Genomic DNA, 13,108 nt, shown 5'->3' with positions numbered 1-13,108 from the left:
AAGGGTGATACTCGACAACAAGAAGAGGCGGGCTGGCGCTGCCGGTCATGCCTCGCGAACTGGAGTAGCAACGTGACCGAACTTACCCTCAAGCCCGGCTGCCTGACCCTGGCGCAACTGCGCACTGTGCATGCAGGCCCTGTACGGCTTCAACTCGACGCCAGCGCCGGCCCGGCCATCGATGCCAGCGTGGCCTGCGTCGAGCAGATCATCGCGCAGGACCGTACCGCCTACGGCATCAACACCGGTTTCGGACTGCTGGCGTCGACCCGTATCGCCAGCCACGACCTGGAAAACCTGCAGCGTTCGCTGGTGCTGTCGCATGCCGCCGGGATCGGTGCGCCGCTCGATGACGCGCTGGTCCGATTGATCATGGTGCTGAAGATCAACAGCCTGAGCCGCGGCTTCTCCGGTATTCGCCGCAAGGTCATCGACGCGCTGATCGCGCTGGTCAACGCCGAGGTCTATCCCCACATCCCCCTCAAAGGCTCGGTCGGCGCCTCCGGTGACCTCGCGCCGCTGGCCCACATGTCCCTGGTACTGCTGGGCGAGGGCAAGGCGCGCTACAAGGGCCAGTGGCTTGCGGCTACCGAGGCCCTGGCCATCGCCGGTCTTGAGCCGTTGACCCTGGCCGCCAAAGAGGGGCTCGCCCTGCTCAATGGTACCCAGGCCTCCACGGCCTATGCCCTGCGCGGGCTGTTCCATGGCGAAGACCTGTTCGCCGCCGCGGTCACCTGCGGCGCGCTCAGCGTGGAAGCCGCCCTTGGTTCGCGCTCGCCCTTCGATGCCCGTATCCATGCGGTGCGCGGCCAGCGCGGACAGATCGACACCGCTGCCTGCTTCAGGGCCCTGCTGGGGGACACCAGCGAGGTATCGCTTTCGCACCAGAACTGCGACAAGGTCCAGGATCCTTACTCGCTGCGCTGCCAGCCACAAGTGATGGGCGCTTGCCTCACCCAACTGCGCCAGGCTGCCGAGGTACTCGGCGTCGAGGCCAATGCCGTGTCGGACAACCCTTTGGTGTTCGCCGCCGAAGGCGACGTGGTTTCCGGCGGTAACTTCCATGCCGAGCCGGTGGCGATGGCCGCCGACAACATCGCCCTGGCCATCGCCGAAATGGGCGCGTTGAGCGAGCGCCGCATCTCGCTGATGATGGACAAGCACATGTCCCAGTTGCCGCCCTTCCTGGTGGAGAACGGTGGGGTCAACTCGGGCTTCATGATCGCCCAGGTCACCGCCGCCGCACTGGCCAGCGAGAACAAGGCCCTGTCCCACCCGCACAGCGTCGACAGCCTGCCGACCTCCGCCAACCAGGAGGACCATGTCTCAATGGCCCCGGCTGCCGGCAAGCGCCTATGGGAAATGGCTGAAAATACCCGGGGCGTGCTGGCGATCGAGTGGTTGGGCGCCTGCCAGGGCCTGGACCTGCGCAAGGGGCTCAAGACCTCCGCCAGGCTCGAACAGGCGCGCCAGGCATTACGCCGTGAAGTGCCGCACTACGACCGCGACCGGTTCTTTGCACCGGACATCGAAAAGGCCGTGCACCTGCTGGCCGAAGGCAGCCTGACCGCGCTGTTGCCAGCGGGCGTGCTACCAAGTCTGTAATGCGCTCGGGGGCCTTTGGTGGCGGCCCCCGTATCTCACGACCACAAAAACAATTCAAGGACGTGACATGCAACCTGCACAAGGTCTCAAGCGCGGGCTGACTGCCCGCCACATTCGTTTCATGGCCCTCGGCTCTGCCATCGGTACCGGCCTGTTCTACGGCTCGGCATCGGCCATCCAGATGGCCGGCCCGGCGGTATTGCTGGCCTATCTGATCGGCGGCGCTGCGGTATTCATGGTCATGCGGGCATTGGGCGAAATGGCCGTACACAACCCCGTGGCCGGCTCATTCGGTCACTACGCCAGCACCTACCTGGGCCCCATGGCCGGCTTTATCCTCGGCTGGACCTATGCGTTCGAGATGGTCATCGTCGCCATCGCCGATGTGACGGCGTTCGGCATCTACATGGGCTTCTGGTTCCCAGAGGTCGCCCGTTGGACATGGGTGCTGGGCATCGTCTTGGTCATCGGTGCGCTCAACCTGTGCAACGTCAAGGTATTCGGCGAACTGGAATTCTGGCTGTCCTTGCTCAAGGTGGGCGCGATCGTGGCCATGATCCTGGCGGGCCTTGGCATCATGGCCTTCGGCTTCAGCCAGGTGGGCAGCGGGCAGGCCGTGGGCGTGGGCAACCTGTTCGAGCATGGCGGTTTCATGCCTAACGGTGTCGCCGGGTTGATCGCCTCGTTTGCAGTGGTCATGTTCGCCTTCGGCGGCATCGAGATCATCGGGGTGACCGCAGGCGAGGCCAAGGATCCGCAACGGGTGATTCCCAAGGCGATCAACGCCGTGCCCCTGCGCATCCTGCTGTTCTATGTGCTCACCCTGTTCGTGCTGATGTGCCTGTACCCCTGGCCGCAGATTGGCAGCCAGGGCAGCCCCTTCGTGCAGATCTTCAGCAATCTGGGGATCGGCTCTGCGGCTGCGGTGCTGAACGTGGTGGTGATCTCTGCGGCCGTTTCTGCCATTAACAGCGATATCTTCGGTGCGGGCCGCATGATGTATGGTCTGGCCCAGCAGGGGCATGCCCCCAAGGGCTTCAGCCGGCTGTCCAGGCATGGCGTGCCGTGGATGACGGTGGTGGTGATGGGGGCAGCACTGCTGGTCGGGGTACTGCTCAATTACCTGATCCCTGAAAACGTGTTTCTGCTGATCGCCTCGATCGCTACCTTCGCCACCGTCTGGGTCTGGCTGATGATCCTCATCACTCAAGTGGCGATGCGGCGGCGCATGAGCCGTGAGCAGATGGCCGAGCTCAAGTTCCCGGTACCGTTCTGGCCCTGGGGCCCGGCATTGGCCATCGCCTTCATGGTCTTCGTCTTCGGTGTGCTTGGCTATTTCCCGGACACCCAGGCGGCGTTGTTGGTCGGCATGGTCTGGCTGGTCTTTCTGGTGGCGTCCTACCTGTTGTGGTGCAAGCCGCGCACAGGGCAGGGCGCGTCGGTGGCCGAAGCCGCCGAGTTGCATCGCTAGCAAAGGAGAACCTGCATGAAAACCCTCTGGCAACACTGCCACGTGGCAACCATGGCCCAAGGCCGTTATTCGATCATCGAAGACGCCGCCATCGTGACCGGTGGTGGGCGGATCCTGTGGATCGGCCCACGTGCCGACTGGCAAGTCGAAGGGACCGAGCAGACGGTGGACCTGGGCGGTACTTGGGTGACCCCCGGGCTGATCGATTGCCACACGCACGCGGTATTCGGCGGCAACCGCAGCGGCGAGTTCGAACAGCGGCTGCAAGGTGTGAGCTATGCCGAGATCGCCGCGCAGGGCGGGGGCATTGCCAGCACCGTGAGGGCCACCCGCGCCGCCAGTGAAGACATGCTGTTCGCCAGCGCCCGGCAGCGCGTCCGGGCGTTGATGCGCGACGGCGTGACCACCCTGGAGATCAAGTCCGGTTACGGCCTGGACTTGGTCAACGAGCGCAAGATGCTGCGTGTAGCCCGGCGTCTGGGTGACGAGCTGGGTATCACGGTTCGGGCCACGTGCCTGGCGGCTCACGCCTTGCCGCCGGAATACGCCGAACGCAGCGACGACTTCATTGCCCACATCTGTGATGACATGCTGCCGGCATTGGCAGCAGAAGGGCTGGTGGATGCGGTGGATGCCTTCTGCGAACACCTGGCCTTCTCACCCGTCCAGGTTGAACGTCTGTTCATCAAGGCACAGCAACTGGGTTTGCCGGTCAAGCTGCACGCTGAACAATTGTCTTCCTTGCACGGCTCCAGCTTGGCCGCCCGCTACCAGGCACTGTCGGCCGATCACCTGGAATTCATGACAGAAGAAGATGCCGTGGCCATGGCAACGGCTGGCACCGTGGCCGTCTTGCTGCCCGGCGCGTTCTACTTTCTGCGCGAGACCCAAGTTCCGCCGATGGAGGCCCTGCGTCGGCACGGCGTGAAAATCGCCCTGGCCAGCGACCTGAACCCGGGCACCTCACCGGGCCTGTCACTGCGGCTGATGCTGAACATGGGCTGCACCTTGTTCCGCATGACGCCGGAAGAGGCCCTCGCCGGTGTCACCACCCATGCGGCGCAAGCGCTGGGCATGGGAAGCAGCCATGGCACCCTTGAAGCGGGCAAGGCCGCCGACTTCGTTGCCTGGCAAATAGAACGCCCTGCCGACCTGGCCTACTGGCTTGGCGGCGACCTGCCTAAGCGCGTCGTGCGCGGCGGCCATGAACTGGATATCTGAGCGAGGCGAGATGGACAAGGTACTGAGCTTTCACCAGGGTCAATTGCCGCTGTTGATCAGCATTCCCCATGCGGGCCTGAAGCTGACCCCGGCAGTGGCCGATGGCCTGGTCGATCAGGCGCGCAGCTTGCCCGACACGGACTGGCACATTCCCCGTCTGTACGATTTCGCCCAGGCGCTGGGCGCCAGTGTACTGACGGCCGAGTATTCGCGCTTCGTCATCGACCTCAATCGCCCAGAGGACGACAAGCCGCTGTATGCCGGGGCCACCACGGGGCTTTATCCGGACACGCTCTTTGAAGGTGAACCTTTGTTCAAGGAGGGGCTGGCGCCAAGCCCGGCAGAGCGCAAGCACTACCTTGAGCACATCTGGCACCCTTATCACAGGGCAATCAGGCATGAGCTGGCACGTTTGCGTGAGACGTTCGGCTATGCCCTGCTCTGGGACGCCCATTCCATCCGCTCGCACATTCCTCGGTTGTTCGATGGCAAGCTACCGGACTTCAACCTCGGGACCTTCAATGATGCGAGTTGCGACCCCAGCCTGGCCCAGCGGCTGACGCACGTCTGCCAACAGGCGTACGGTTACGATCATGCGCTCAATGGGCGCTTCAAGGGCGGGCACATCACCCGTCATTACGGCAACCCAGCCGCGCACGTTCACGCCGTCCAGCTCGAGCTTGCGCAAAGCACCTACATGCTAGAGCGTGAGCCTTTTAGCTACCGTGAAGATTTGGCAGGCCCCACCCAGGTGGTGCTCAAGCAGCTTCTGCAGGCGCTGCTAGCGTGGGGCCAGGCGCATTATCGCAACTGAAGGCAATCGGCCAGGCAGCGCGGGGTACGCGCGCCGCCCGGTCAATCGTCAGCCTTTGGCGACCTCCTTGAGCGTGAGTTCGCGCAGCAGTGCCTGCTCCTCGAGTTCCCGATCCATCTGCAAGCCTTGTTGCAAGATGACCTCTTCCTGCAGCGGATGGCTGGTGTTGGCCAGTTCCAGTACCCGCTGGCGGTACCGGTTTTCAACCTCCTCGAACCGCTCGGCGTATTCACCGCGAAGGCGCTGGGTCCAGTCCTGGTTGGACAGCAGATAGTCGATGAACGCTTCGCTGTGTTCGCGCTTGCGCACGTGTTCGAGCACGCTCGAAAGCTCATCGGCCGCCAGGTTGGCAGCACTTCGGAAACGCATGCGGTCGGCGATGGGCAGCTCGAGTTCCTTGGCCAGTTCGCGGCGATAAGCCAGGCGCACCGAAACCAGATCCCCCGGTATCGAGCGGTGCTGGGCAAGGTGTTCGAGTTCCTCTACCCGGAACAGCTGCAACAGCCTTTGGCGCATCTGCTGCAGGCTATCTCCTGCATCGATCACGACACGTTGATGCATCAGGTACAACTCGATGTTGTTGAACGCCTGAAGCGCGCCGTCATGACAGGTTTGTGCGCCATTTTCGTCCGGCAGCGCCGCTACAGCGATGCTTTCCAGCAATGGCCGCTCGGTCGGGTTGCTGACCGCCGCGACCAGCATCAGTCGCACCCGTTCGCAGAACCTGCCCCGAGTAGCGGGCTCCACGTAAGGGGCTGCGTTTTGCAGACGGCCCACCAGGCGCAGCAAGTCACTGCCTGCAAGCGCGTCCCAGCATACCTGCAGGGATTCATTTTGCAGTGCATTTCCCAACATCCACGATTCCATCCGTGGGGTATCGTCACCGGACACCGGAAAGTGCGGGTGGTCCAGAGAGCCATCACTGGAACCATCGGTGAGCAGGTCGTTGGGAATGTCCAAGGCGAAGGAGAAGCTGTGATGGCTGTCGGAAAACGTGCGGACCCGCTGGATGGTTTCGGCTGGCAGCGGGTTGTCCAACAGGGACACAGAAGAAATCGGAATGGTGCTATCCAGGTTCGACAGGACACGGTCCGGCAGTTCGGTGATGTTGTTCGAACTGAGGTCGAGCAACTCGAGCGGCAGCAACAGGTCGCACCAGTGCGGCCAGCCCTGCAGGTCCATGTTGCTCAGCACCAGGGACTGGAGATTCGCTGCAAGCTGTGCAGGAACACGATTGATGGTGCCCACCCGGTTGCCCGAAAGGTCCAGCGAAGTAAGGTGGGCCAGGCGGCCAAAAATCTCGAACATAGGCTCATCGATTTCCAAACCCATATTGCGCAACTCCAGGTACTCCAGCTCCGGCAAGCGCAGCAAGGCGGTAGGCAGTGTCGATTGCGGCGCTTGATGACCGTCTATGGTCAGGCGCGTGATACCCGGAAACCGACTGAGCAGCTCATCAAGCTGCGCAGTCGTGCCTCGCAAGCGGGTCAAGGCCAGGGCGCGAACACGCTCGCCAAAGAAGGGGGGCAGGCGCCTCGGGAAGTGCTCGATCGACACGTCTTCCAGATGCAGCCTGAGGTATCGATGGCCCTGTTCCTGATATGTCCAGAAATCATTGATCGCCGTTTCAATGCGTTGACGCTCGGCCAGGGCGGTTTGTGTCAGGGGGTTGCTGGAACTCGATGCCTGCGCCCAGCCCTCCAGCGCTTCTCGTACCTGCGAGCGCTCGGTGCGCAGGCGCGTGATTCCCTCGATAAGCGACGGCGGCTGGTCCACGCGAATACCAGAAGTGTCCAGCTGCTCGTTCATGAGCAAACGCTGCACGTGAATTTCGTTGATCGGGTTGCCTTCAAGGTTGATGACCGGCGGGAGTCGCAGTGATTCGGCTTCGTGCAGCAGGAACGATGGCAGCGTGAGCAGGTTATTGGCGCGCAGGGACAGCTCACCGATGCGGCTCAAGGCATCGCTGTCGATGCCCATCGGCCATTGCGACAGATGCATGCGGTCGAGCCCGAGGTAATCGAGTGTGAGCGCGTGGAAGCTCGGACGGTTGCCTTGTGCCAAGCGATTTCCGGAAAGGTCCAGATGACGCAGCTGCCGGGCACCGGTCAGCATGTCCAGGTCACTGGAGGACAAGGCAATGTTCTGGTTGGTCAGTACCAAGCGCTGCAGCTGTGGCAGGTTTTCCAGAATGGTGGGAATGCTGAATATGAATGCCGAGGGTGTTGCCCGCGGTGTGTAGGGCCGGTCAATTTCCAATGCCTGGAGTTGCGGCATCTGGCGGAGCAGGCGTTGCAGCAAACGCTCGTTCTGCGCCCAGCTGGCCATCGCGCCTGAGGGCAGGTCATAGAGGGTCAGGCTGCGCACTCGCTGGTAGAAGAACTCGGGTAAGTTCAACGGAATATCGGCCAGAGAGATCAGCGCCAGGCGTAACACGGACGTGCTCCGGTCGCCTTCGTCCAACGCCGTGTCATACCAGAACTGCACGATAGCCTCGCGCAACGCATCGTAGTTGCGTGCTGCCGCATCGGTCGACGGCGAAATGGCCTCGCTCCAGTCATCGAGCCTGCTTTGCAGTTCGGTGCGCTGCTCGGCCAAACGTTGCAGGTGTTCGAAAATCTGCAGGCGCGTGCGGCCACTGCTGGCCAGCGTATTGATCACCTGATCGGCAGAGCGGCCGGTACGCTGCGCCAACTCCAATGCCTCGACCTCTGCAAGGAGCTGCGAATAAGAGACCGCATGGGCTTGCGGGCCACCGCCGCTCAGCGGATACCCCAGGCGGCCCTCGGCAAGGCGCATGGGTGACCGATAGCCGGGGCGCACCGGCCGCATGCCCAGGGCCCTGCGCAAGGCTGGGCGAGGCAGCAACGGACTTTCCTGCATCAGGTGCCGCAGGGCCGCAGCGTCAGCCGCGCCGAGTTGTGCCATGACGTCTGGCAGCGCCTCGTGAAGCGCGGTAAAGAGGTCCGGGTGTGCCGTTACCAACCGAGATGACTCGGCTTGATCCTGGACGATGTACCCTGCAGGGGCATGGATGATGGTTACGCAGGGGTTACCTTGCTTGGGGCCGATTGCCTCGGCTTGAGTGGGCCAGAACCCACCTCGCAGGATTTGTAGCCTGGTACCGGTAGGCCATTGCCTGAGTGTCGGCAAGGTATGCAGCACGAGTCGATCGCTGTCCCAGCTCTGAGCCCCTACCAGAAACAGCCCCTCGTAAGCCCGCGCCAGACGGACCTGTTGCAGATAAACACGAATTTCCTCGCTCAGGCGTAGCGGTACCCTACCGCTTGCCAGCAGGCCCCGTTCGTTGGCAGTCGCGCTGCGTACCAGCTCGTCGGCAATGGCGGCTGGAAGACCGGGGTATGCCCGCATGACCGGTTCGGCGTCGGGCAGCTGGGCTGATGCCATGCGCCTGTAGGCTCTGAAAAATTCGGTTGAGCGGTCTGCCGTGACGGGCAACTGGCTGATCGACTGGTCAAGCTTGAACCGCTGGAGGGTGTCTTGCAGCAACGCTGGCAATCGCTCGCTCTCCACCAGCGCCCTGCGCAAGGTATCTTCGTCCGTGTCACTGATCTGCAGCATCCGTTGCAGCGTCGGCTCATCGAAGTCAGCACTCAGGTGCCCCATTCGTTGCAACAAGGTCGAACCTGTCCAGGTAGCGGGGCGGTCGGTGACCTGTATCCACGCGCCAGCGCCGTTGTAGCGCAGCGGTGGCTGATAGCGATGCTCGCCCCGTGGGTGCTGCAGCCGGTATTGGCCAGTGTCGGCGTCTGACACGACCTGATACTGGCGACCCTGCAGCACCAGCCGTTGCTGACCCTCATGCAACAACAGGCCCTGCTCATCCGGTGCCAATGACTGTGGCAGTGGGTCCTGGATTTGATAGGGCGTCAGGTCAGGTTTCCACAGGCTAACCTGCCCATCAGGCATGTCCACGTCTTCCAGCTCTTCGATGAATGACGGGGTCTCGACGGGAATGCGCGCATCACCCGATTCGTCGTCGGGTTCTTCGACGATGGGTTCGTCGCCCCCTGGGATTTGCGGCGCGCCTTTGAGCGCATGGCCGGCAGCTGTCAGCGCAGCCATGACCGCCACGTTCTCGACGACATCGATCAGGTAGTCGTAAGCTGTGTCGCGCTCGTCTGCCTCCCAGGCTTCGATCCCCTCATACACCTCATGGGCCAGCTGGACGATGCCCACCAAAAGCATGGCCTCCCCAAGGCCAGGCACGAAGAAGCCGGCGATGTTCAATGCCAGCAACGCGCGCCCGGCAATGAGCTCGCGGTGAGCCTGGGCCGTACGCCGGTCCACGATCTGGGTTGGGACAGCGTGGAAGAGCACGTCCTGTTCATGACGTTCCACCTTGCGAAAGGCCATGAGCCCCTGGAACGCGTGGGTGAAAGGCTGTTGAACGGGGTAGAGCCTGGCATGTGGATCGCGTACGGGCTCGTGCAGGCCGCGGGTACTCCAGCCCGGTGGTGTCAGACGCGCTTGCAGGCGCTGTCGAACCATCCCCTTGTCGCGCTCGGGCACATGCTTGTCCAGGTAGCCCATGTCAGCCTGGAGCCGATCCCGCAGTGCGTCATGCATGGCCTGCGTATCGGCGAACGCCTTGAGGGGTGTTTCCTCGTCGTCGGGGATATACAGCGCAATGCGGCTATCGGCACCCGATTGCCTCTCGATGACCACTACTCCCGTCAGTACGCAGCCCCAGAGTTGCAGCTCGCTGAACCTGAACCCCGACGCGAGAGGATCCAGCTTTTGATCGAGCGGTACTTCCAGCGCGGCGGTGTAGAACGTCTCGCTGATATCGCCCTTCAAGCGAGCGTAGTGCAGGGACTGTCGCCAAGCCGATTCCTCCGCCCGCCCCAGTGTTTGATACACCTCCAGGGCCACCTCGTCCGCACTGCGGTCAGCCGTTGCGGCCGGGTAGTAGATCGCGTGTATCAGGTCGTGATATTTCCCACCAATGTCCAACGTCCGACACAGGTCGGCGAAGGCTTCTGCCGGAATGTCCAGTGCATTGGTGATAGGCACGGTGCCCATGAAACGCCGGTGGTCGAGAATCACCGATTTTTTCAGGAGCCCATCGGGTGCATCCATGCCACCTTCAACGGCGGCGGACGCCTCGAAGTTATGCAGGGCTGCCTGAAGCAGTGAACGGGTCGCCCGCTCCACGGCCTGCCGCCCGTCCAGGGCGTTGTGTTCCTCGATCAGGCGCGCGTCCACCAGGTAGCTCTTGTCGACATCGACCTGTAGACCAAAGCGTTCGGCAATGGCTTCGGTCAACGCCTTTCTGGCATAGATCTCCAGCTCTGCAACCTGCTCGAACAGCGCCGCGACCTGCGCTTGGTGCTGACGGTGCTGTGCGTGTTCGATGCTCCAGGCACGCGCGACGGCCGGTTGCTCCGTGATCGCTGACGCCAGCCAGGCAGGTGCCTGCCGCCAATTGCGCATGGCCTGGTGCGTGTGGGTCGGGCTTTTTTTCAGCCATTGGGGGATGCGCTTGGCAATGGTGGAGTAATGGACACCTTGTGAGGGTAGGGTGTCGCTGGTGGGTGTTGGCATTTAGCAGTCCTCTGCACGATGAGGTGAAGGACTCTGTAGGGCCGGGGAAGGAGAAAGGAGGTAGATATATCTGCCCGGCAACTGTACCGGGCCAGGCATGGAGTTGATGTACAAGCATGCTCTGCGCTCAATTCAGGTTTATGATGGCTCACGGTCGAACAACCTTCACACGGAGTGCGCAATGCAGACCCTCTACCCGCAGATCAAACCCTACGCCCGGCACGATCTGGCCGTGGAAGCGCCACACGTGCTGTACGTCGATGAAAGTGGCTCACCCGAAGGTTTGCCAGTGGTCTTCATTCACGGCGGCCCGGGTGCAGGCTGCGACGCCCAGAGCCGGTGCTATTTCGATCCCACCCTGTACCGCATCATCACCTTCGACCAGCGCGGCTGTGGCCGCTCCACCCCCCATGCCAGCCTGGAAAACAACACCACCTGGCACCTGGTGGAGGACATGGAGCGCATCCGTGAACACCTGGGTATCGACAAGTGGGTACTGTTCGGCGGCTCATGGGGCTCCACGCTCGCGCTGGCCTATGCCCAGACTCACCCCGAACGCGTGCATGGTCTGATCCTGCGCGGCATCTTCCTGTGCAGGCCCCAGGAGATACAGTGGTTCTACCAGGAAGGTGCCAGCCGCCTGTTCCCCGACTACTGGCAGGACTACATTGCGCCCATCCCACCGGAGGAGCGCGGCGATATGGTCAGCGCGTTTCACAAGCGCCTGACCGGCTCCGACCAGATTGCCCAGATGCACGCGGCCAAGGCATGGTCCACTTGGGAGGGCCGCACGGCCACACTGCGGCCCAACCCCCTGGTAGTGGACCGGTTCTCCGAGCCGCAGCGGGCCTTGTCCATCGCCCGCATCGAATGCCACTACTTCATGAACAACGCCTTCCTGGAGCCGAACCAGCTGGTGCGCGACCTGCCCAGCATCGCCCACCTGCCGGCGGTGATCGTGCACGGGCGCTACGACGTGATCTGCCCACTGGACAACGCTTGGGAACTGCACCAGGCGTGGCCGAACAGTGAACTGAAGGTCATTCGCGATGCCGGGCATGCCGCATCCGAGCCGGGCATTACCGATGCTCTGGTGCGCGCAGCCGACCAGATGGCCAGGCGCCTGCTCGACTTGCCACTGGAAGAAGCATGAAGGGCCTGCTGCAACGGGTGCGCAACGCGCGGGTGGAAGTGCAGGGCCAGGTCATCGGCGCTGTCGAGCAAGGCCTGCTGGTGCTGGTGGCCGTGGAGCCGGACGACACCCGCGAGCATGCTGACAAGCTGCTGCACAAGCTGTTGAACTACCGCGTGTTCAGCGATGAGCAGGGCAAGATGAACCTGTCGTTGAAAGAAGTGGGGGGCGGGCTGCTGCTGGTCTCGCAGTTCACATTGGCGGCCGACACCCGCAACGGCATGCGCCCCAGCTTTTCCACGGCGGCGCCGCCGGCCTTGGGCGCCGAGCTGTTCGACTACCTGGTGACGCAAGCCAGAGACCGCCACGCCGACGTCGCTACCGGTCAGTTCGGTGCCGACATGCAGGTCCACTTGGTCAATGATGGCCCTGTAACATTGCTGTTACAAATTTAAGGTTAAAAAAAGCCGCTTTCTTGAATAAATAAGCGGTTCTATACCATAAATAGTTGTTGCAGCCTGATGCGTTGTCACGCGACCTGCTGGATAATCGCGCGCTGCATGAGGCCTGCGTTCGCAGGTCCGTTTCACTCTGACTCGAGCATTGTCCGTAGCCGTTTGGGGAATCATTACGCCCTTACGGGGTCCGAACAGTGCTCGCCAACCCGGCATTTGTCGCTGGCCGTTGGTTTCATGATCTGTTTTCGGCGAGGGTTGCTCGTGATTGTTAGTCCCCAAAAAGCATCAAGAATCCCCGGCGTCAGGCTGCGCAAGGCGCTGATGGCCAGCATGGCAATCGTTGGCCTGATGAGCGCGGGCCAGCTGTGGGCATTCAATCTTGACGATGTTGCAGCCAAGGCAAAGGATCTGGCCGGCCAGAAGTACGAAGCGCCCAAAAGCAACCTGCCGGCCGTGTTCCGCGACATGAAGTTCGCGGACTACCAGAAGATCCACTTCCTGCAGGAAAAGGCCGAGTGGGCCAACGACAAGACACCGTTCAAGCTGTCGTTCTACCACCAGGGCATGCACTTCGATACGCCGGTGAAAATCAACGAAGTCACCGCCACCAAGGTCCAGGAAATCAAGTACGACCCGAGCCGCTTCGAGTTCGGCGACGTGCCGCATGATGCCGATGCCACCAAGAACCTGGGCTATGCGGGCTTCCGCGTGCTGTACCCGATCAACAAGGCCGACAAGCAGGACGAAATCATGACCCTGCTTGGCGCCAGTTATTTCCGCGTCGTGGGCAAGGGCCATGTGTATGGCCTGTCGGCCCGTGGCCTGGCCATCGACACGGC

Annotated in this window: 8 protein-coding genes; 7 read left to right on the top strand and 1 reads right to left on the bottom strand. The window is 62.4% G+C overall.

Going from position 1 to position 13,108, the window contains the following annotated elements; genetic code table 11:
• Window positions 1–72: 72 nt before the first annotated feature.
• The 4 genes from hutH (at window position 73) to hutG (ending at window position 5,111) form a co-directional block, all read left to right on the top strand.
• A complete protein-coding gene (gene hutH / locus B2S33_RS13480; protein WP_049696738.1) occupies window positions 73–1,605 on the top strand; it encodes a histidine ammonia-lyase in 1,533 nt (510 codons plus the stop codon).
• Window positions 1,606–1,672: 67 nt separating this feature from the next.
• A complete protein-coding gene (locus B2S33_RS13475) occupies window positions 1,673–3,076 on the top strand; it encodes an amino acid permease (protein WP_110606976.1) in 1,404 nt (467 codons plus the stop codon).
• Between the two features lie 15 nt (window positions 3,077–3,091).
• Complete coding sequence (gene hutI, locus B2S33_RS13470; protein WP_049696736.1) at window positions 3,092–4,297, top strand: imidazolonepropionase; 1,206 nt, start codon at window positions 3,092–3,094, stop codon at window positions 4,295–4,297.
• A gap of 10 nt (window positions 4,298–4,307) precedes the next feature.
• The gene (gene hutG, locus B2S33_RS13465) at window positions 4,308–5,111 is read left to right on the top strand and encodes an N-formylglutamate deformylase (protein WP_145279433.1); all 804 of its coding nucleotides are present in this window, start codon (window positions 4,308–4,310) and stop codon (window positions 5,109–5,111) included.
• 48 nt (window positions 5,112–5,159) lie between these two features.
• On the opposite strand, the gene B2S33_RS13460 is transcribed toward hutG, so the two are convergent.
• Window positions 5,160–10,679 carry a dermonecrotic toxin domain-containing protein gene (locus B2S33_RS13460; protein WP_288650476.1) on the bottom strand — a complete coding sequence of 1,840 codons (5,520 nt, stop codon included), beginning with the start codon at window positions 10,677–10,679 and terminating at the stop codon, window positions 5,160–5,162.
• A 181-nt stretch (window positions 10,680–10,860) separates the two neighbouring features.
• On the opposite strand from B2S33_RS13460, the gene pip reads away from it, so the two are divergent.
• The 3 genes from pip to B2S33_RS13445 all read left to right on the top strand — a co-directional run.
• On the top strand, window positions 10,861–11,832 hold the full coding sequence (pip, locus tag B2S33_RS13455) for a prolyl aminopeptidase (RefSeq protein WP_027914057.1): 972 nt from the start codon (window positions 10,861–10,863) through the stop codon (window positions 11,830–11,832).
• A complete protein-coding gene (gene dtd / locus B2S33_RS13450; RefSeq protein ID WP_028687265.1) occupies window positions 11,829–12,266 on the top strand; it encodes a D-aminoacyl-tRNA deacylase in 438 nt (145 codons plus the stop codon). The genes pip and dtd overlap by 4 nt, the downstream gene beginning before the upstream one ends.
• Before the next feature lie 324 nt (window positions 12,267–12,590).
• The coding region (locus B2S33_RS13445) for a glucan biosynthesis protein (RefSeq protein ID WP_288650474.1) at window positions 12,591–13,108 on the top strand (518 nt) is incomplete at its 3' end.

It is taken from the genome of Pseudomonas sp. UBA5568 (assembly GCF_002425525.1).
Taxonomy (GTDB): domain Bacteria; phylum Pseudomonadota; class Gammaproteobacteria; order Pseudomonadales; family Pseudomonadaceae; genus Aquipseudomonas; species Aquipseudomonas fulva.
This window is presented reverse-complemented; position numbering and strand designations above follow the sequence as displayed.